Consider the following 19158-nt stretch of genomic DNA (forward strand, 5'->3'; position numbering starts at 1 on the left):
TAGCCGGGCTAATCGATCGGCGCCAGTTCGACGGCGAGGTCCACGAAGGCGCGGACCGCCGCCGAATCCTGGTGCCACACCGGGACGGCCAGCATCGGCGGCAGGTCGCGGATCGGCACCGCGACCAGACCGGGGAACGGCATCCGGTCCAGCACCCCGGCCACCGAGCAGTGCAGCCCGACCCCGCGGGCGACCAGGATCAGCGCGTCGTCGACCAGCATGCTGGTCTTGCCGGTCAGCGCGCACAGGTCATCGGAGGTCTGCGGGATCGGCCGGCCGGACGGGGTGACCACCGGGGTCCAGGCGGCGCGGTGCGCGGGCGGCGCGGAGTTGGTCGGGTTGCACAGCAGGTGCCCGGCCAGGTCCTCCACGCAGATCGACTCGCCGCGGGCCAGCGGGTGATCGGCCGGGGTGACCAGTGCCCGCGGATGTCTGGCGAGCACCGGTCCGACGCCGAGTCCGGTGTCCCGCAACAGTTCCGGGTCGCCAGGGGACCAGGTGAGCACCACCTGCGCGCCGGCGAAGACCGGCAGCAGGTCCGGGCCGATCTCGGTGGCGTTGAGCTGGATCGCGCACCGCGGGTGCCTGGCCTCGAAGGCCCGCACCAGCCCGGTGACGAAATCGAGGCCCATCGACGGGTGGTAGCCCACCCGCAGCGTGCCGTTGACCCCGCGCGCGAGCACCTGGCACGCGCGCAGCGTGTTCAGGAGTTGCTCGTGCCCGGTGCGCGCCCCGGCCAGGAACTCCTGGCCCAGCCCGGTGAGCCGGACCGAACGGCTGGTCCGCTCGAACAGCGCGCCGCCGATCTCCCGTTCCAGGGTCCGGATGGTCTGGCTCACCCGGCCCTGGGTCAGGTGCAGGCGGGCGGCGGTGCGGCCGAAGTGGAGTTCCTCGGCCAGTACCAGGAAGGCCTCGATCTCGCGTAACTCCATCAATCCATCGTGACCACGACTCGCCCGACGGAGTCGCCGTCGGCGAGTCGTTGCAGGCCCGCGGGCGCCTCGGCCAGTGGCAGCCGCTCGCCGACCAGCGGGTCGACCAGGCCCTCCTCGGCGAGTGCGGCCAGTTCCAGGCTCGCCTGGCGGACCGAGGCCGGGTCCTTGTGCGTGTACAGGCCCCAGTGCAGGCCCAGCAGCGAGTAGTTCTTGACCAGGGCGTGGTTCATCGCGGCGCTGGGGATCTCGCCGCTGGCGAAGCCGACGATGACGATCCGGCCCTCGAAGGCGATGACCTTGGTGGAGGCGCGGAAGGAGTCGCCGCCGACCGGGTCGTAGACCACGTCCACGCCGCGGCCGCCGGTGAACTCCTTCACCGTGGCGATCACGTCCTCCTGCTTGCGGTCGATCACCAGGTCCGCGCCCAGTTGCTTGGCCACCTCGGCCTTGCGCGCGCCACCGACCACGCCGATCACCGTGGCACCCGCGGCCTTGCCGAGCTGGACGGCCGCGCTGCCCACCCCGCCCGCGGCGGCGTGCACGAGCAGCGTCTCGCCCTCGGCCAGCCCGGCCCGGCGGTGCAGGCCGAACCAGCCGGTCTGGTAGGCGATGTGGAATCCGGCGGCCTGCGCGTCGTCCAGGGACTCCGGCGCCGGGATGACCTCGTTCGCGTTGACTGTGACGTAGTCGGCAAGTCCGCCGTGCGGCGGCGCGGGCGTGGCGATGACCCGATCGCCGACCGACCAGCCGGACGCGCCCTCACCGAGTGCGACCACGTCACCGCAAAGCTCGACCCCCGGCGTGAACGGCAGTGGCGGGCGGACCTGGTACTGACCACGGCAGATCAGCACGTCCGGGAAGTTCAGCGCGGTCGCCCGGACCTTCACCAACAGCTGGCCGGGGCCTGCCACCGGGTCCGGAACCTCGTCCAGCTTGAGCACATCCCGCGGCTCGCCCAGCTCGTGCACCCGCCATGCCCGCACTACACACCTCCACGCACCGTGACTGGTCAGCCCCCATCGTGTCATGTCCCACCGACACGCGACACACGGCCATATTGGGTGCGCTTGCGCGGGCGACCCCTACATGTAGTATCCGTTCCGCTGATGGTTCACCGGGCACGCAAACCCCCGGTGAGGCAACAGGGAACCCGGTGCGACTCCGGGACTGCCCCGCAGCGGTGAGTGGGAACGACCGCCGTCACCGGCCGAGCGATCGCGCCGGTACAGCACTGGACGCCACGGTCCGGGAAGCGACGGCCAGTAGGAACACCGGCCTCGGCCGGCACGCCCACGAGTCCGAAGACCTGCCGTCAGCGGGCGCACCGACGGTGTGCCCGGTTCGCGGTCTCGTGGGAAGGCCGAGCGGACGACCAGACGGCGCCTCCGCGCGCCCCGGTCGGCCCTCGCCTGCCTCTGACTCCGCGGCCCATCGCGCCGACGCTCGCGAGGAGAGACGACCTGTATGACCGCATCGCCTGCGAGCGCTAGCGAGCCTCAGAGCTAACGCCTCACCCCAAGCTTCCCCAGCGACGGCAACCGAACCCGCACCCGGGTGCTCGGTCGCCCGGCGCTGCCTTTCCTCCGCCCAGCACACATTTTGGAGCAGCTTTCGTGTCAGTCCATTCGCCAGAGATCGCCTCGGGGGCGATCACGGTGATCCGCCGCAACGGCGCGGTGTCCCCGTTCGAAGCGAGCAAGATCTCGGTCGCGATGACCAAGGCCTGGCTGGCCGTGGAGGGCACCGACGCCGGCGCCTCGCCGCGCGTGCGGGAACAGATCGCCGAACTGACCCAGTCGGTGGAACAGGCTCTGCTGCGGCACGCCGGACCGGACCGGCCGTTGCACATCGAGCAGATCCAGGACCAGGTCGAACTGACCCTCATGCGGGCCGGGCACCAGAAGGTCGCCCGCGCTTACGTGCTCTACCGCGAGGAGCACACCAAGGCCCGCGCCGAATCCGCGCCCAAGGCCGCGCCGCAGTTCTCGGTGCGCCAGGCCGACGGCACCCTGGTCCCGCTGGATGCCGCGCGGCTCGCGCTGGTGATCCAGGAGTCCTGCGCCGGGCTGACCGCGGTCTCCGCGGAGACCGTGCTCGCCGAGACCATGCGCAACCTCTACAACGGGATCAGCCCGGCCGAGCTGAGCGTGGCGCCGGTGATGGCCGCGCGCACCATGGTCGAGAACGACCCGAACTACTCCTACGTCAGCGCCCGGCTGCTGCTGGACAAGGCACGCGGTGAGGCCCTCGGCTTCCTGGCCGGCGAGGAGCGGGTGGCCAGCCACGCGCAGATGACCGAGCAGTACCCGGTCTACTTCGCCGAGTTCATCCGGCGCGGCGTGGAACTGGACCAGCTCGACACCGAACTGGCCAAGTTCGACCTGGAGCGCCTGGGCGCGGCGCTGGTCGCCGACCGCGACCTGCAGTTCCAGTTCCTGGGCATGCAGACCCTCTACGACCGGTACCTGTTGCACAGCGACGAGGTCCGTTACGAGCTGCCGCAGGCCTTCTTCATGCGGGTGGCGATGGGTCTCGCCCTGCGTGAGGACGACCGCGAGGCGCGCGCGATCGAGTTCTACAACCTGATCTCCAGCTTCGACTTCATGTGCTCCACCCCCACGCTGTTCAACGCGGGCACCACCCGCTCGCAGCTGTCCTCCTGCTTCCTCACCACGGTCGGCGATGACCTGGAGGGGATCTTCCACGGCATCAGCAACAACGCGCTGCTGTCCAAGTACGCGGGCGGGCTGGGCAACGACTGGACCCCGGTGCGCGGTATCGGCGCGCACATCAAGGGCACCAACGGCAAGTCCCAGGGCGTGGTGCCGTTCCTGAAGATCGCCAACGACACCGCGGTCGCGGTCAACCAGGGCGGCAAGCGCAAGGGCGCGGTCTGCGCCTACCTGGAAACCTGGCACATCGACGTCGAGGAATTCCTCGACCTGCGCAAGAACACCGGCGACGACCGGCGGCGCACGCACGACATGAACACCGCGAACTGGGTGCCGGATGAGTTCCTGCGCCGGGTGCGCGCGGACGGCCAGTGGACGCTGTTCTCCCCGGACGAGGTCCCGGACCTGCACGACGCCTACGGCCTGGAGTTCTCCCGCAAGTACGCCGAGTACGAGGCGGCGGCCGACCGCGGCGAGATCCGGGTCTTCCGCCGGGTGCAGGCCAAGGACCTGTGGCGGCGCATGCTGACCATGCTGTTCGAGACCGGCCACCCGTGGATCACCTTCAAGGACCCGTGCAACCTGCGTTCCCCGCAGCAGCACTCGGGTGTGGTGCACTCCTCCAACCTGTGCACCGAGATCACCCTCAACACCACGATCGACGAGGTCGCGGTGTGCAACCTGGGTTCGGTGAACCTGGCCCAGCACATCACGCCCGACGGCATCGACCACGCCCGGCTCGAGAAGACCGTGCGCACCGCGGTCCGCATGCTGGACAACGTGATCGACGTCAACTTCTACACCATCCCCGAGGCGCGCCGCTCGAACATGCGGCACCGTCCGGTGGGCCTGGGCCTGATGGGCTTCCAGGACGCGCTCTACGCGCTGCGCCTGCCGATGGCCTCCCCCGGCGCGGTGGAGTTCGCCGACCGCAGCATGGAGGAGATCTCCTACTACGCGATCTCGGCCTCGGCCGAGCTGGCCGCCGAGCGCGGCGCGTACGAGTCCTTCCCGGGTTCGTTGTGGAGCAAGGGGATCCTGCCGATCGACTCGGTGCAGATCCTGGCCGACAACCGGGCGGGCGACCTCGCGGTGGACCGTTCGTCCACTTTGGACTGGGACACGCTGCGGGCGCGCGTGGTCGAGGTCGGCATGCGCAACTCCAACGTGATGGCGATCGCGCCGACCGCGACCATCGCCAACATCACCGGGGTCAACCAGTCGATCGAACCGCTGTACCGCAACCTGTACGTGAAGTCGAACATGTCCGGCGACTTCACCGTGGTCAACCCGCAGCTGGTGCGCGAGCTGAAGGAGCGCGGGCTGTGGGATGAGGTCATGATCGGCGACCTGAAGTACTTCGACGGCAGCCTCGGCGCCATCGAGCGCATCCCGGCCGAGCTGAAGTCCTTGTACGCCACCGCGTTCGAGCTGGACAGCGAATGGCTGATCGAGGCGGCGGCGCGGCGGCAGAAGTGGATCGACCAGGCCCAGTCGCTCAACCTCTACATGGCCAAGCCCAGCGGTAAGAAGCTGGACTCGCTCTACCAGCTGGCCTGGCTGCGCGGTCTGAAGACCACGTACTACCTGCGCGCGCAGAGCGCCACGCACGTGGAGAAGTCCACCCTGCGCGGCACCGACGGCAAGCTCAACGCCGTCTCCCCCGTGCTGGTGGCGCCCGAGCCCGCGCCTGCCGCGGTCTCCCCCGCCGCCGCCCAGGCCGCCGAGGCGCTGGCCTGCTCCATCACCGACCCGGACTGCGAGGCCTGCCAGTGACCGCCCTTGAACCCTCCGTGGACGCCACCGGCCTCGGCCAGATCGACCGCAGCGGCGGCCGGGTCAGCGTGGACGACAAGGCGATGATCAACTGTCGCGCCGACGTCAACCAGCTGCTGCCGCTGAAGTACAACTGGGCGTGGGACAAGTACCTCGCGGGCTGCAACAACCACTGGATGCCCACCGAGGTCTCCATGCAGGCCGACATCGCCCTGTGGAAGTCCCCGACCGGGCTGACCGAGGACGAGCGCCGGGCGATCAAGCGCAACCTTGGCTTCTTCGCCACCTCGGAGTCCTTGGTGGCCAACAACATCGTGCTCGCGGTGTACCGCCACCTGACCAACCCGGAGTGCCGCCAGTACCTGCTGCGCCAGGCCTTCGAGGAGGCCGTGCACACGCACACCTTCCAGTACATCTGCGAATCGCTGGGCCTGGACGAGGGCGAGCTGTTCAACATGTACCGCGAGGTCCCGTCCATCACGGACAAGGCCGCGTGGGCGCTGCAGTACACGCAGAACCTGGAGGACCCGGAGTTCAGCACCGGCACCCCGGAGAAGGACCAGGCGTTCCTGCGCGACCTGGTCGCCTTCTACGTGGTCTTCGAGGGCATGTGGTTCTACACCGGCTTCGCCCAGATCCTGTCCCTGGGCAGGCGGAACAAGATGGTCGGCATCGCCGAGCAGTACCAGTACATCCTGCGCGATGAGTCGATCCACCTGAACTTCGGCATCGACGCGATCAACCAGATCAAGATCGAGAACCCGCACCTGTGGACCGAGGCCTTCCAGGCCGAGATCCGCACCATGCTCCGCGAGGCCTGCGAGCTGGAAGTGGCCTACGGCCGCGACACCATGCCCAACGGCCTGCTCGGCCTCAACTCCGAGCTGTGCGAGCAGTACATGCACTTCATCACCAACCGGCGCTGCGCCCAGATCGGCCTGACCCCGGTGTTCCCGGAGGCGGAGAACCCGTTCCCGTGGATGTCGGAGATGATGGATCTGAAGAAGGAGAAGAACTTCTTCGAGACCCGGGTCATCGAGTACCAGACCGGTGGCGCGCTCGACTGGGACTGATTTCCGTCGGTCACTGAGCAATCACGCGCGGGATCGGGGCGAGTCCGGAAACGGACCGCGCCGGTCCCGCGCGGCGTTGTCCCCCATTAGTGCGCTTACCCAGCGACATCAGTTCTACTTTCAACCGCCGCCTTACCTAATCCGGTCCGGCGCGGCCCCAGGGCCTGCGGAAACAAGCTCGGGCAGGTCGAGCGCGGCCAAGCGGAGCGGATCTCACACCATCGACCGGGTGCGTCCGGCGGTATCCAGGGGTTCAATGGTTTTGCACACGCCGGGAGTGGGGCATGATGCGCGCGCGGGTGTGTTTCGAGCAAGGGGACGTGCATGGACGTAAGCAGTCGTCCGGCCGGTGATCGGCGGTGGCTGGTCTACCTGCTCGTGGGGCTCGCCTTTGTCGGGGTCTACTACCTGATTCCCACCGACGACACCGGTCGCATCGCCCGGTTCGTGGTGTATTGCCTGATCACCTCCTCGGCGGCGGTGGCCGCGTTGTACGGGGTGCGGCGGAACCGGCCGCGGCCGCTGCGGCCCTGGACGCTGATCGCGCTGGGTCAGGTCGTCTACGCGGTGGCCGACATCTGCTTCTACGTGGCGCACTACGTGCTGCGCGATCACAGCTACCCGAACGTGGCCGACATCTTCTACCTCGGGCACTACCCGCTGGTGGTGGCCGGTCTGCTGCTGCTGATCCGGATGCGCAGCCCCGGCCGGGACATGCCGGGCGTGCTGGACGCGGCCGTGCTGTCGGTCAGCGCGGGCATGATGTCCTGGCTGTACCTGATCGGGCCCCGAGCCCGGCTGGACTCGCCGCTGCTGGTCAAGGCGGCCTCGCTGGCCTATCCGATGATGGACCTGGCGATGCTCGCGGTGGCCATCCGGCTGATCATGGGTGGCGGGCGGCGACCGGCGGCGTTCACCTTGCTCAGCACCAACCTGCTGGCGTTGTTCGCGGCCGACTCGCTCTACGTGCTGCAACAGCTCGACGGCAGTTACGCCGCCGGCAACTACCTGGACGCGATCTGGCTGACCTCCAACCTGGCCCTGGGCGCCGCGGCGCTGCACCCGACCATGCGCCAGCTCGGCGAGCGTTCGACCTCGGACACCGACACCGGTCCGAGCCTGGCCCGGATGGCGGTGCTGTCCGCGGCCGCGCTGCTCGCGCCGGTGTTGCTGCTGGTGCAGAGCGCGCAGGGGGACATGACCGGGGTGCCGGTGATCGCGGTGGCCTGCGCGCTGCTGTTCGGGCTGACCATCGCCCGGCTGGCCGGCCTGGTCTCGGCGCAGCGACGGCTGGCCATCACCGATGTGCTCACCGGCCTGTACACCCGGCGCTTCCTCGAGGCGCATCTGCCGATCGAGATCGCCAGGGCGAAACGCGCGGACGGGCACCTCGCGGTGTTCATCGTGGACGTGGACCACTTCAAGTCGATCAACGACCGGTACGGGCACCCGGCCGGGGACCAGGTGCTGGTGGAGATCGCCGACCGGTTGCGTGCCTGCGCCCGCGCCGGGGACATCGTGGCCCGCTACGGCGGCGAGGAGTTCGCGCTGCTGTTCCCCGACACCAGCCCCACCGAGCTGCCCGGGATAGCGGAACGACTGCGGCACTGCGTGGCCAGCAGCCCGATCACCGTCTCGGCCGACACCTGGATCGCGGTCACCGTCTCCGTTGGCACGGCTTGTTTCCCGCTGCACGGCGAGCAGCCCAGCGAACTGGTCGCGGTGGCCGACCGGGCGCTGTACGCGGCCAAGGCCCAGGGCCGGGACCGGATCGTGGTCGGCCGCGCCCCCGAACCCCCGGCGGGCCGGATGGCCGATCACGCGGCGATGGTGGACTACCTGCGGCACGTGGCCGATGAGGTGGACGGCAAACTGGCCGGTCAGGAGCACAGCCGGGCGATCAGCCGGTGGGCCCGCGAGGTGGCCGAGGCGATGAAGCTGGGTCCGGAGGCCGCGCACCAGGCCGGGCTGGGCGGGCGGCTGCACGACATCGGCAAGATCGTGGTGCCGCCGGAGGTGCTGACCAAACCGGGCAGGCTGGACGAGGCCGAGTGGGAGCTGATGCGCCAGCACCCCGATCACGGTTACCGGCTGGCCGCGATGGTGCCGGACTTCGAGGTGATCGCCGACATCATCCGCCAGCACCACGAACGCTTCGACGGCAGCGGCTACCCACAGGGCCTCTCCGGCGCCGACATCCGGATCGAAGCCCGGATCATCGCGGTCTGCGACGCCTGGGCCGCGATGTGCTCGGACCGCCCGTACCAGCGGGCTTTGGTTGCCCGGCAGGCGATCCAGGAACTACGGCTGGGCAGTGGCACCCAGTTCGACCCGGACGTGGTGGCGGCCTTCCTCAAGCTCCAGCGGCGCGGAGCGGTGGGCACCCTGCGCCCGATCCGCCCCGCCACCGAAGAAGCCCAGGACCGCAGCTACCGGACGTGATCGTCCAGGCTGTTCCAGAAGGACAACTCATAGGCCTGCAACAGCCGCCCGTACCCGTGCGCCGCGTGCACCGAGTCCCCGGCCGCCAGCCCCGCCTGCACCGCGTCCATGGCCAGTTCCAGGAGCTGCGGCGCGGGCGCGGCGAAGAAGTCGAAGAACCCGCGCCCCGCCTCGCTGAACCCGTAGTGGGTCTCCAGGGCCCGGGACACGGTCCCGCAGTACTCGCCCCAGGCCCCGAAGTTGACGTTGAGCGCCAGGATCACCGAGGTGATGTCCCCGTTCAACGCCAGCCAGGCCAGGTACGACGGATACGCCTGACATCCCGGCAACGGCTGGTAGTTCCGCAGCCCGTCCTCATCCAGCCCCGCCGCGGCAGCGAAGTCGAGCACCCGCTCCAGCGCGATGCCCTCGCCCGCGGCCATGGTGGCGAAGTACTGCTTGGCCGCGGGTGTCTCCGCCCGCGCCGCCAGGTGCAGCAGACTGCGCCAGTCACTGCTGATCACCCGGTACTGCTCCCCCGCCAGCGCCGCGAACACCGCCACGGGCGCCTCGCCCGTGGCGATCCGCGGCACCAGCCGGTTCTCCCCGTCGGCGTGCCCGAGCACATCGCGTAGACCGGCCAACGTCTCCTGCGCGGTTGGACTCATTCGCCTCTGACTTCCTGCGTGAAACCGCTGTGACGCGGGCAGCCTAGCCCTCTTCCGGGTGGCACTGCGCGCCATCCATCCGGATGCCGGCGACCGGTCCGACTACAGTCGCCACCATGTACATCTCGCGCGTCCGCCTGGAGAACATTCGGGGGTTCCACGGCGCCCGGAATGTCGACCTTAAGTTGACCCGGCCGGACGGGTCACATGCGGGGTGGACGGTCATCGCGGGGCGCAACGGCTCCGGAAAGACCTCGTTGCTTCGCGCGATCGCCCTCACGGTCAGCGGTCCCGACGTCACCCGAAACTTGGTCTCCGACTTCGAAAGCTGGATCAGCACCAGTCACTCGAAGGGAAAGGCTTGGATCGATCTGGCCACGGAACCCACCGTCGATGTCGTGCAACAGCAACAGGGTGGTGTCGGCAGCGCGTCGTTTGAGACCGCGCTGCTTTGGAGAGCACCAGAAGGCTCACCGACCCAATCTGGGGCGCAGCCGCAAATCCTGGTCCCGTCTATGGCCGACACCGTGCTCAACCAAGGCCCGTGGCACACCAATCCACGCGGTTGGTTCTGCGCCGCCTATGGCCCATTTCGCCGACTCGCGGGTGACGCAGGCGATCGCAAGACTCCCAGCCGGGTCGCCCGCCTGCTGAGCCTGTTCGACGAGGACTTCTCACTCGCGGACGGCATCGATTGGCTGATCGGGCAACACCTGCGTGCACTCGAAGGCAACAGCTCCGCCGTGGATCTCAAGGAGTCCGCGCTCCGAATCCTGGCCGACGGGCTTCTGCCAGACGACTATCAGGTCTGCTCCATCAGCTCCGAGGGTCTCTGGGTGCGAGTGGCGGGCCGGGAGTTCCCGCTTCGCGAGATGAGCGACGGCTACCGCACGGTCGCGGCCCTCGTGGTCGACATCATGAAGCAGCTCTACCTGGCATACGGCGAGTTGTCCGCCAATCTCACTGGGGCCGTACCTGTCATCACCGCCCCCGGTGTCGTGCTCATCGACGAGGTCGACGCGCACCTGCACGTCTCCTGGCAGAAGCGCATTGGCGAATGGCTCAAAGCTCACTTCCCGAACATCCAGTTCATCGTCACCTCCCACAGCCCCTACGTCTGCCAGGCCGCCGACCCAGGCGGCCTGATCCGGCTGCCCGGCCCCGAGGAAGAAACCCCACCGCAGGTGGTCGAGCAGGATCTCTACGCCCGGATCGTGTACGGCAGTGGCGACGACGCGGCCCTCTCCGAACTGTTCGGGCTGGACAGTCCGTATTCCGAGCGGGCAGAGGAACTTCGGCGCCAGCTGGTCCGGCTGGAAATGGCCGTGCTCGGCGGCGAGGCCGATGACGACCAGATCGCCGAGTACCGTCGGCTGCGCTCGCTGTTGACCAGCTCGATGATGGCGCGAACCGACGAGGTCGCGGCACGGTTGATGTCTCGCGGGGCAATCGAGTAATGATCCGGATTGTTCGGCAACCGCTCCACCACACGCTGACCGCTCGCCTCGATGACCTAACCCACAAGGTTGCGACGACTCCCGGCAATCACGCTGCGCGCGCGCGTCCTCTGGGGCAGTTGCACAGTCAAGTCCTCGCTGCGCTCCACTCTCGTCCAGATGGCCGCGGGGTTTGAGTGCTGTATGTACTGCGGAGACAGCTTCGCCACTGACATCGACCACCACGAGCCGATCAAGCGCAATCCGTTGCGCGCCTTCGACTGGCTCAACCACCTGCTCGCCTGCTCACGGTGCAACAGTCACTACAAGGGAGAGCAGTTCCCGGTCGACGAGCGCGGAGAACCGCTGCTGATCGATCCCACTGCAGAGGATCCATTCGACCATCTCACCCTCGCCCTCAGCACTGGCGTATTCACCGCACTCACCAGGAAGGGCGAGGTCACCAACGAGGTATGTGGCCTCAACGTCGACCGGCGCCCCTCAGCGCGAGTACACGCCCGAGAACAGGTGATCGCCTCACTCGAACGTTGGGCCGCGGCCAGCGCACGCGATGATGTGCACGGCCGGGACGTGGCAGTGCGAACCATCCGCGACCAGCCATTCGCCGCGGTCTGCCAGGCGATGCTGCGCCAGGCCGACCGCTCGGGAGCGGAGATCGTGTTCGAGGGGACGCCCGCGGTGCTCCCACTGCTACGGGATCCGGAGCTTCGGGCGGCATTGCTGCGCTGAACTCAGTAGCGTTCCGGTCATGCACGCCGCCGAACCCGAGCTGCTGGCCGCGGCGCAACGGGACGATCAGGACGCTTTCGGGCACCTCGTCACCCCCTACCGCGCCCAGCTCTACGCCTACTGCTACCGCATGCTCGGCTCCACCCACGACGCCGAGGACGCCGTGCAGGACGCGTTCGTCAAGGCGTGGAAGGGAATCGCCGGGTTCGAGGGGCGGGCGTCGTTCAAGGGCTGGCTGTACCGGATCGCCACCAACGTCTGCCTCGACCAGATCCGCAAGCGCCCGCGCCGCATCCTCACCGACGAGTACGGTCCGCCGGCCGCACCCGACGTGGAGATCACCGGCCCGGTCACCGAACCGATCTGGCTGGAACCCTGCCCCGACGACCTCCTGGCCCTGGACCCGGCCGCGGGCTACGAGTTGCGGGAGAGCGTCGAGCTGGCGTTTCTCGTTGCGCTGCAACATCTTCCGGCCAACCAGCGGGCGGTGCTGATCCTGCGCGAGGTGCTCGCCTTCAGTGCGGCCGAGGTCGCCGCGACCCTGGACACCTCGGTGGCCTCGGTGAACTCCGCGCTGCAACGCGCCAGGGCCACCATGCGTGAGCAGCCCAAGTCCCAGCGGGCCGAACTGGCCGAGCTGGGGGACGCGGGGCAGCGGGAGTTGCTGGCGGCGTTCATCGAGGCGTTGCAACGCTCCGATGTGGACGCCATGGTCGCGTTGCTGGCCGAGGACGTGCGGTTCACCATGCCGCCGATGCCGTTCTGGTTCGACGGGCGGGCGGATGTGCTCGGGTTCCTCACCGGGGTGGTGCTCAAGGAGTCCTGGCGGCGGATTCCGGTGCGGTGCAACGGGCAGCTGGCGTTCGCGGCCTATCTGGACCGGGGCGAGGGACATCGGCTCGTCGCGGTGGATGTGCTCACGGTGCGGGATGGGCGGATCGCGGCGATCACCGCGTTTCCGAACGCCGCGGTGCTCGGTGTCTTCAATCTGCCAACGGACTTCGCCGACCTGGCAGCGGCGCAGAGTTCGGCCTATGGTCGGTCTGGATGACTCCTCTTGACGATGGTGATTTCCGCGCCCAGGTCGACGTCCGGGTCCGGCAGGCCGATCTGGGCCGGGACGGCTCGGCCAGCACGATCGGGATGGCCCGCTGGCTGGAGGACGCCCGGATCCGGCTGCGCCTGCCCGGCTTCGAACGGCTCGTGGCCAGCGGCGGGTTCGGCCCGTTCGCCATCCTGCTCGTCGGCCAACAGGTCGAACGGCTCGGGCCGGCCGGACCGACCGGCGCCCGCGTGCAGGTGCACACCGGAATTCGCCGGGTCGGACGATCCTCCTTCACCTTCGAGCAGGTGATCGTGGCCGGTGGCAAGCGGGTGGGCGCTGGCGGCGCCTCGGTGGTGCTGGCGGACAAGTCGGGGCCGCTCCAGCTGCCCGCGGAGCTGATCGCCGATCTCACCGAGCTGCAGCTGCCCGACACGGGATCGCCCGCGGCCGCCCGCCCGGGGCCGGAGCGGTTGCGGCGCGAGCACTACTCGTACTGGGCCCCACTGCGTTCCCGGATCGGTGACGTCGACTCCAACCAGCACGTCAACTTCAACGCCCTCGCCACCTGGTACGACGAGGCCGTCGCCGCGTTCACCGCGCACGCCGCCGGGACCGGTGCCGCGGTGCCGCCGGACCTGGCGCCGTGGTCGTACCGGATCCAGTACCTCGGCGAGGTGACCTACCCGGGCGACTACGAGATCGGCCTCACCGTCCGCGCCGCCGACACCGAGTCCGCGCACTACGAACTCGGCGTCTTCCGCGAGGACACCTGCCTGGGCGTGGCCGAGGCCGTCGGGCCCGTGGCGCCTCGCGCGCACCGCTGATCCGGCGCCCGAAGTTCGGCTCAGGAAGCGGGTTTGCAGTCGTTCTTGGGTTCGGACAACGGAAACACGCGGTTGCGGTCCGGCGGTGGGGGCGGGGGTGGCACGAAGATCCGGTCGATCTCGGCCAGCACCGCGCGCACCGGACTGTCCGATGTGGACACCAGGTCGGCCACCGCGGCCGGGGTGCTGGTGGCGCGGGTCTGGATGTCGACCAGGGCGACCACGTTGCCGCGCCGGATGACACCGATGTGGTTCACCGACTGCGGGTTGGCCGTGTAGCCGCAGGCCCGGTCGCCGTGCGGGAGCGGCCGGAACTTGCGGTCCTTGCGGTACCGCTCGCAGGTGCTGACCAGCAGGTTGCCGCAGACGTTGGCGTTGAGCAGGAAGTCGAACCGCTTGCGCGCGTTGGCCACCGCCGGGGTCTGGTCCTGGGTGACGATGATCAGCACCGTCGCCTGGGCCGGCGTGAGCAGCGGCGACCACCGGCATTCGATGAGTTCCGGGCGCCGCCTGCCGTCCGGATCGCTTGGCGTGTCACCGATCCAGCTCGTGGCCCGGCCCAGGCGTGCGCACAGATCCTCGGGCAGGCTGGTGAAGGTGGGCAGGTCCTCGGTCTGCTCCTGGACCGTGAAACCGAAGTCGAGGACATCAACCAGGCCCCGGCAACCGCCGAGGCACAGCAGCACCGCCGTCAGCACGAACGCGACCGGCCGCCTCATTGGGTCAGCCGCTCGTCGGCGAACACACAGCCGTCGAGATCCGCGGGCGTGCGCACCATCGGCCTGCCGATGTCCTCCCCGCAGCGCAGGTAACGCAGCCCCGCCAGGAGGTACTGCCGCGGATTGGCCGGATTCGCGGACACCAGCAGGAAACCGTTGCCGAACAAGGGCATGCGGTCATCACGGGCCCACAGGGTGCGGTTGCGCACCAGTGCGTCCAGGTACCGCCGCTGCACCTGCGGGGTGCGGTCCTTGACCAGCACCACGAGCAGGTCACCGTGGCCGTCCTGACAGGCGCCCGCCGCCGCGACCTCCTCGGGCACACCCGGCGGGACCAGCCGGGACACCTGCTCCCGGTTGAGGGTGCGCACGCCGCGACAGCGACCGGTCAGCCCGTCCGCCAGGGCGGCGAGCTTCGGCACCTCGGTCAACGCCAGCCCCAGGCTGCCCGACCCCTGCTTCGGCAATGGCGTGCCGGATGGGCGCAGGTGGTCGTACCACGGATTGCGCGGCGGCGGCTCGGCGGAGCAGGCGGCCAGCAGCACCGTGAGCACCACCAGCACCCAGCACCGCATACGCGGAGTGTAGCCGAGCGCTACACTCCGCGACAACGTGCGCGCGCCGCGGTGCGCCGGCGGCTGAACTCGCGGTCCGCCCGCGACGGGTGATGAGGCGAGCAAGGGCCACGCGGAAGGCTTCGCTGATGGACCTCGCCGTGCTTCCCCTGTCCATCACCATGATGGCCGGGCCGCAGATCATGTCCGCACTGATCTTCGTCACCACCAAGCGGGCGCTCGCCACCTCCTTCGCCTTCGTCGCCGGTGTCGCCATCGCCGCCACCGCGGGCGTGACGATCACCCGCTGGCTGGCCGGACTCCTCCCGCTGGACCGGGCGACCGGTGCGCCGGGCCGAGTCGGCGAGGTGCTCCAGTACGGGCTGGCAGCGGTGCTGGTCGTGCTCGCGGTCCGCAACTGGGTGCGGCGCGCGGAGGTCCGGCCGCCGGCGTGGCTGGGCAAGCTGCTGACCGCGGGGCCGCGCACCGGGTTGCGCACCGGCCTGCTGCTCATCGGCCTGTTCCCCTCCGACGTGCTGGTCATGATCACCGTGGGCGTGCACCTCGCCCAGCACGGGCTGCCGCTGGCCGCGGCCTGGCCGTTCCTGGCCGCCACGGTGCTGATCGCCGCGACGCCGCTGCTGGCCTTCCTGCTCTTCCGCCGCCGGGCCGAACGTTTCGCGCCGACGGCACGGGAATGGATGCTGGAGCACAGCTGGCTGGTCAACGTCATCGCGTGTCTGCTTTTCGTCGTGCTGCTCGTGCGCTGACCGGCGCGCGCAGCAACGCGGCCGCCCAGCTTGCCCTCGGGTCGATGTCGATCAGGATGGTGGTGACCAGCAGGGTCGCCGGGATCGCCAGCAACGCGCCCAGCGGGCCGAGCACCCAGGTCCAGAACACCAGCGCCAGGAACGTGGTCATCGCGGAGAGCCCCACCGCGTTGCCGACATACTTGGGCTGGATCAGCGACTGGGCGACGAAGTTGACCGCCCAGTACACCAGGATCACCAGCAGCATGCGTTCCCAGCCGCCGTCGAGCAGCGCCAGCACAGCGGGCGGCACCAGGCCGATGATGAACCCGAGGGTGGGGATGTAGTTGGTCACAAAGGACAGCAGTCCCCACAGCACCGCCAGCGGCACGCCCAGCAGCGCCAGCGCGATGGTGTCCAGCACCGCGATGATCAACCCGAAGATCGTGGTCACCACCAGGTAGCGCCGGGTCCGGCCGCTGAAGCCCACCAGCGCGACTGTCGCATGTGGACGGTCGCGGGCGAGCTCGGCCAGCCGGGCGCCGACGCCGTTGAGTTCCACGATCAGGAACAGCAGCAGCGCCAGCAGGAACACCAGGCTGGTGGTCAGTCCGCCAACGCCGCGCATCAGTTCACCGGCATAGGTGAGCACCTTGCCGAGGTCGAGGGAGCGCAGCGTCTGCCGGACCTGCTCGGGCTCGATGCCGAAGCGGCCCAGCGCGCGGGTGAGTCCGGCGAGCAGTTCGTGGAACCGGCCCGCGTACTGGGGCAGCAACGCGGCCAGCCGGGACACCGACACCACCAGCACCAGGACCAGTCCGACCAGCGCGCCGTAGCCGAGCACCACCAGCGCGGCCGTCGCCGCCCAGGCCCGGACCCCGTGGCGGCGCAGCCACTGGTGCACCGGGCTGATCGTGATCACGATGATCAGCGCCAGCAGCACCGGGCAGAGCAGCCAGGCCATCGCCTTGATCCCGGCGACCGTGACCACGGCCGCCGCGGCGCCCAGCAGGATCACCAGGGCCCGCGGCATTCCCTGGCCTGCCTCAGACACGCGCGGGTTCCCCGCCGTGCACCACGATCGCCCAGATGACCACCACGCACAGGGTGATCGCGATGATCGACCACAGCGGGTACACGGGCAGGAAGGTGAACTGGGCCAGCGCGTTGAGGATGACGAGCAGGACCGCGAAGATCCGCGCCCACAGCGCGCCGGAGAACAGGGCGAACCCCGCCATCACCACCAGCCCGCCGACCAGCAGGTGCACCCAGCCCCAGCCGCTCAGGTCGAACACCAGCACCCGCTCCGCGCCGGCCACGTAGATGTGCTGCCGGAACAACGCGACCAGCCCCTGGATCACGTCCACCGCCCCGATCACCACCATGAGAATGGCGGTGAACCAGACCCAGCCCACCCACGCCGTGATCATCGGCCCGCCACTGCCCGTCATCGGGTCCAGCTCGCTCGTGCTGCGCCCGGTCCCGCGGTCCCTGTGCCCAGTCATCCCGCACCTCATCCCTGTGGTCGATCTCGTCAGCGACGCCTGCCACCGTCGCAACCCCGGGCCCCGCCCACTTCCCCCGGCGCGGGCGATCTCGCCGGTGTGCCCCGCCGCCGCGCCAAGTCATCAGCGCCGGGTGGTGTGCCGCCATCCCCCGCCCGGCACAGTCGAACCGACAGCAGGCATCGAGGGTGAGGAGTCGTTGTGGACCAGTACGCACCGATCGCGGACCACGGACTGATCGGCGATCTGCGGACCGCGGCGCTGGTCACCACGGACGGGACCATCGACTGGTTCTGCTACCCCCGATTCGACTCGCCGAGTGTGTTCGGCGCGCTGCTGGACCACCGGCGCGGCGGTCACTTCGGCATCCACCCCGCCCGGCGGCCCTACCGCAGCACCCAGCTGTACTTCCCGGACACCGCGGTGCTGATCACCAGGTTCCTGGCGCCGGAGGGCACCGGTGAGGTGATCGACTTCATGCCGCCCCGTCCACGCGGTCCGGCCACCGGAAACCACCGGCTGGTGCGGATGGTGCGGTGTGTGCGTGGCCGGGTCGAGTTCGAGGTGGAGGTGGCGCCGCGGTTCGACTACGGGAGGCAGCCGCACTCGACCGTGCTGACCGAGCACGGCGCGGTGTTCGACGCCGGGACGCGGGCGCTGACCCTGCACGTGGTCCGGGACCGGGACGATGTCCGGCCTGCCGAGGTGTGGATCAGCCAGGACACCGACGTGGGCGCCACGCTCACACTGACCGCGGGACAGGTGCGCGGGGTCGTGCTGGAGTCCGGCGCCGAGGGGCTGCCCCGGGAGATCCGGCCCGAGGAGATCCGGCTGCTGCTGGACCACACCGTCGAGTTCTGGCAGTCCTGGCTGGCCGGATCGACCTACCGGGGCCGCTGGCGCGAGGCGGTCAACCGGTCCGCGGTGACCCTCAAACTCCTGACCTACGCCCCGACCGGCGCGATCGTCGCCGCACCCACCGCCGGCCTGCCGGAGCAACTCGGCGGGGAACGCAACTGGGACTACCGCTACACCTGGATCAGGGACGCCTCATTCTCGGTGAACTCCTTGCTGGGCCTGGGCTTGCGCACGGAGGCCGAGGACTTCGCGCACTGGCTCGGCGACCGGTACCGGCAACGGCCCGAGCACAGCGACGGACCGCTCCAGCTCATGTACCGGGTAGACGGTTCCGCGGACCTGCGGGAGGAAACCCTCGAACACTGGGAGGGATACCGGGGATCACGACCGGTGCGGATCGGCAACGACGCCGCCGGCCAGCTCCAGCTCGACATCTACGGCGAGGCCCTGGACAGCCTGTACCAGGCCCACCAGCACGGAGTGGCGCTCGGCCACGGCGGCTGGCAGGCCGTGGTGGACCTGCTCGACTGGCTCACGGTGAACTGGAACCGCCCGGACGAGGGCATCTGGGAGACCCGCGGCGGGCGGGCCGACTTCACCTACGGCCGGCTGATGAGCTGGGTGGCCTTCGACCGCGCCATCCGCCTGGCCGAGCAGACCGGCAGGCCCGGCCCGGTGCAGCGGTGGCGGAACGAACGCGACCACGTCTACACCCAGATCTTCGCGCACGGCTGGGATCCGGTCCGCTCCGCCTTCGTGCAGACCTACGGCTCGACCGTGCTCGACTCGTCCCTGCTGCGCATGCCCAAGGTCGGCTTCGTCGATCCCCGGGATCCGCTGTGGCTGAGCACGCTGTCGGCCATCGGCACCGACCTGGTCACCGACAGCCTGGTGTACCGCTACGACCCGGCCGTCTCCCCGGACGGGCTGACCGGCGCCGAGGGCACCTTCTCGTTGTGCACCTTCGGTTATGTGGAGGCACTCGCCCGCGCCGGAGCGCTACGGCAGGCCCGCCTGGTCTTCGACAAGATGCTCACCTACGCCAACCACCTTGGCCTCTACGCCGAGGAAATCGGCCTCACCGGCGAACAACTCGGCAACTTCCCCCAAGCCTTCACCCACCTGGCCCTGATCGACGCCGCACTGACCCTCGACCGGGCCGACCACCGGTGA

The 19158-nt window shown here is 69.5% G+C and carries 16 protein-coding genes and 1 riboswitch; of the genes, 9 read left to right on the forward strand and 7 right to left on the reverse strand.

Features of this window, described 5'->3' with window-relative positions; all coding sequences use genetic code 11:
• Nucleotides 1-8: 8 nt before the first annotated feature.
• Entirely contained in the window at nt 9-932 is a 924-nt protein-coding gene (locus MZC64_RS37490) for a LysR family transcriptional regulator (RefSeq protein WP_247764415.1), read from the reverse strand.
• Entirely contained in the window at nt 932-1918 is a 987-nt protein-coding gene (locus MZC64_RS37495; RefSeq protein WP_247764416.1) for an NADPH:quinone oxidoreductase family protein, read from the reverse strand. The genes MZC64_RS37490 and MZC64_RS37495 overlap by 1 nt, the downstream gene beginning before the upstream one ends.
• A 107-nt stretch (nt 1919-2025) precedes the next feature.
• Nucleotides 2026-2264: riboswitch (cobalamin riboswitch) on the forward strand.
• A gap of 284 nt (nt 2265-2548) precedes the next feature.
• On the opposite strand from MZC64_RS37495, the gene MZC64_RS37500 reads away from it, so the two are divergent.
• From MZC64_RS37500 to MZC64_RS37510, 3 genes are all read left to right on the forward strand, one after another.
• On the forward strand, nt 2549-5383 hold the full coding sequence (locus MZC64_RS37500; RefSeq protein ID WP_247764417.1) for a ribonucleoside-diphosphate reductase subunit alpha: 2835 nt from the start codon (nt 2549-2551) through the stop codon (nt 5381-5383).
• A complete protein-coding gene (locus tag MZC64_RS37505; protein ID WP_247764418.1) occupies nt 5380-6456 on the forward strand; it encodes a ribonucleotide-diphosphate reductase subunit beta in 1077 nt (358 codons plus the stop codon). The genes MZC64_RS37500 and MZC64_RS37505 overlap by 4 nt, the downstream gene beginning before the upstream one ends.
• Nucleotides 6457-6780: 324 nt before the next feature.
• Nucleotides 6781-8898 carry a diguanylate cyclase gene (locus tag MZC64_RS37510; protein ID WP_247764419.1) on the forward strand — a complete coding sequence of 706 codons (2118 nt, stop codon included), beginning with the start codon at nt 6781-6783 and terminating at the stop codon, nt 8896-8898.
• Here the strand turns inward: MZC64_RS37510 and MZC64_RS37515 are convergent.
• Nucleotides 8886-9545, reverse strand: coding sequence for a transcriptional regulator (locus MZC64_RS37515; RefSeq protein WP_247764420.1), 660 nt, complete (start codon nt 9543-9545; stop codon nt 8886-8888). The genes MZC64_RS37510 and MZC64_RS37515 overlap by 13 nt on opposite strands.
• Nucleotides 9546-9661: 116 nt before the next feature.
• Here MZC64_RS37515 and MZC64_RS37520 point away from each other — a divergent pair, with 116 nt between their 5' ends.
• The 4 genes from MZC64_RS37520 to MZC64_RS37535 all read left to right on the forward strand — a co-directional run bounded on the left by MZC64_RS37520 (nt 9662) and on the right by MZC64_RS37535 (nt 13600).
• Nucleotides 9662-11002 carry an AAA family ATPase gene (locus MZC64_RS37520; protein ID WP_247764421.1) on the forward strand — a complete coding sequence of 447 codons (1341 nt, stop codon included), beginning with the start codon at nt 9662-9664 and terminating at the stop codon, nt 11000-11002.
• A gap of 159 nt (nt 11003-11161) precedes the next feature.
• Nucleotides 11162-11731, forward strand: a complete 570-nt coding sequence (locus MZC64_RS37525; RefSeq protein ID WP_247764422.1) for an HNH endonuclease — start codon at nt 11162-11164, stop codon at nt 11729-11731.
• Between the two features lie 19 nt (nt 11732-11750).
• Entirely contained in the window at nt 11751-12782 is a 1032-nt protein-coding gene (locus MZC64_RS37530) for a sigma-70 family RNA polymerase sigma factor (protein WP_247764423.1), read from the forward strand.
• Nucleotides 12779-13600 (forward strand): hypothetical protein, encoded by an 822-nt coding sequence (locus tag MZC64_RS37535; protein ID WP_247764424.1) that lies wholly within the window; start codon nt 12779-12781, stop codon nt 13598-13600. The genes MZC64_RS37530 and MZC64_RS37535 overlap by 4 nt, the downstream gene beginning before the upstream one ends.
• A 20-nt stretch (nt 13601-13620) precedes the next feature.
• Here MZC64_RS37535 and MZC64_RS37540 read toward each other — a convergent pair whose 3' ends face one another.
• Both MZC64_RS37540 and MZC64_RS37545 read right to left on the reverse strand, forming a co-directional pair.
• Nucleotides 13621-14319: a hypothetical protein gene (locus tag MZC64_RS37540; protein ID WP_247764425.1), complete on the reverse strand. Its 699-nt coding sequence runs from the start codon at nt 14317-14319 to the stop codon at nt 13621-13623.
• Nucleotides 14316-14894: a hypothetical protein gene (locus MZC64_RS37545; RefSeq protein ID WP_247764426.1), complete on the reverse strand. Its 579-nt coding sequence runs from the start codon at nt 14892-14894 to the stop codon at nt 14316-14318. Before MZC64_RS37545 ends, MZC64_RS37540 begins: the two co-directional genes overlap by 4 nt.
• A 128-nt stretch (nt 14895-15022) precedes the next feature.
• On the opposite strand from MZC64_RS37545, the gene MZC64_RS37550 reads away from it, so the two are divergent.
• Nucleotides 15023-15643: a GAP family protein gene (locus tag MZC64_RS37550; RefSeq protein ID WP_247764427.1), complete on the forward strand. Its 621-nt coding sequence runs from the start codon at nt 15023-15025 to the stop codon at nt 15641-15643.
• Here MZC64_RS37550 and MZC64_RS37555 read toward each other — a convergent pair.
• Both MZC64_RS37555 and MZC64_RS37560 read right to left on the reverse strand, forming a co-directional pair.
• Complete coding sequence (locus MZC64_RS37555; protein WP_247764428.1) at nt 15603-16676, reverse strand: AI-2E family transporter; 1074 nt, start codon at nt 16674-16676, stop codon at nt 15603-15605. The genes MZC64_RS37550 and MZC64_RS37555 overlap by 41 nt on opposite strands.
• Complete coding sequence (locus tag MZC64_RS37560; RefSeq protein WP_247764429.1) at nt 16669-17127, reverse strand: hypothetical protein; 459 nt, start codon at nt 17125-17127, stop codon at nt 16669-16671. Before MZC64_RS37560 ends, MZC64_RS37555 begins: the two co-directional genes overlap by 8 nt.
• Nucleotides 17128-17328: 201 nt before the next feature.
• On the opposite strand from MZC64_RS37560, the gene MZC64_RS37565 reads away from it, so the two are divergent.
• A complete protein-coding gene (locus tag MZC64_RS37565; protein ID WP_247764430.1) occupies nt 17329-19158 on the forward strand; it encodes a glycoside hydrolase family 15 protein in 1830 nt (609 codons plus the stop codon).

The sequence above is a fragment of the Crossiella sp. S99.2 genome, assembly GCF_023094165.1.
Lineage (GTDB): Bacteria > Actinomycetota > Actinomycetes > Mycobacteriales > Pseudonocardiaceae > Crossiella.

Coding starts and splice junctions, on each gene's coding strand:
- MZC64_RS37515 (WP_247764420.1), bottom strand. CDS start 9,545: ATGAGTCCAACCGCGCAGGAGACGTTGGCCGGTCTACGCGATGTGCTC.
- MZC64_RS37490 (WP_247764415.1), bottom strand. CDS start 932: ATGGAGTTACGCGAGATCGAGGCCTTCCTGGTACTGGCCGAGGAACTC.
- MZC64_RS37510 (WP_247764419.1), top strand. CDS start 6,781: ATGGACGTAAGCAGTCGTCCGGCCGGTGATCGGCGGTGGCTGGTCTAC.
- MZC64_RS37520 (WP_247764421.1), top strand. CDS start 9,662: ATGTACATCTCGCGCGTCCGCCTGGAGAACATTCGGGGGTTCCACGGC.
- MZC64_RS37545 (WP_247764426.1), bottom strand. CDS start 14,894: ATGCGGTGCTGGGTGCTGGTGGTGCTCACGGTGCTGCTGGCCGCCTGC.
- MZC64_RS37525 (WP_247764422.1), top strand. CDS start 11,162: ATGGCCGCGGGGTTTGAGTGCTGTATGTACTGCGGAGACAGCTTCGCC.
- MZC64_RS37530 (WP_247764423.1), top strand. CDS start 11,751: ATGCACGCCGCCGAACCCGAGCTGCTGGCCGCGGCGCAACGGGACGAT.
- MZC64_RS37535 (WP_247764424.1), top strand. CDS start 12,779: ATGACTCCTCTTGACGATGGTGATTTCCGCGCCCAGGTCGACGTCCGG.
- MZC64_RS37560 (WP_247764429.1), bottom strand. CDS start 17,127: ATGACTGGGCACAGGGACCGCGGGACCGGGCGCAGCACGAGCGAGCTG.
- MZC64_RS37550 (WP_247764427.1), top strand. CDS start 15,023: ATGGACCTCGCCGTGCTTCCCCTGTCCATCACCATGATGGCCGGGCCG.
- MZC64_RS37540 (WP_247764425.1), bottom strand. CDS start 14,319: ATGAGGCGGCCGGTCGCGTTCGTGCTGACGGCGGTGCTGCTGTGCCTC.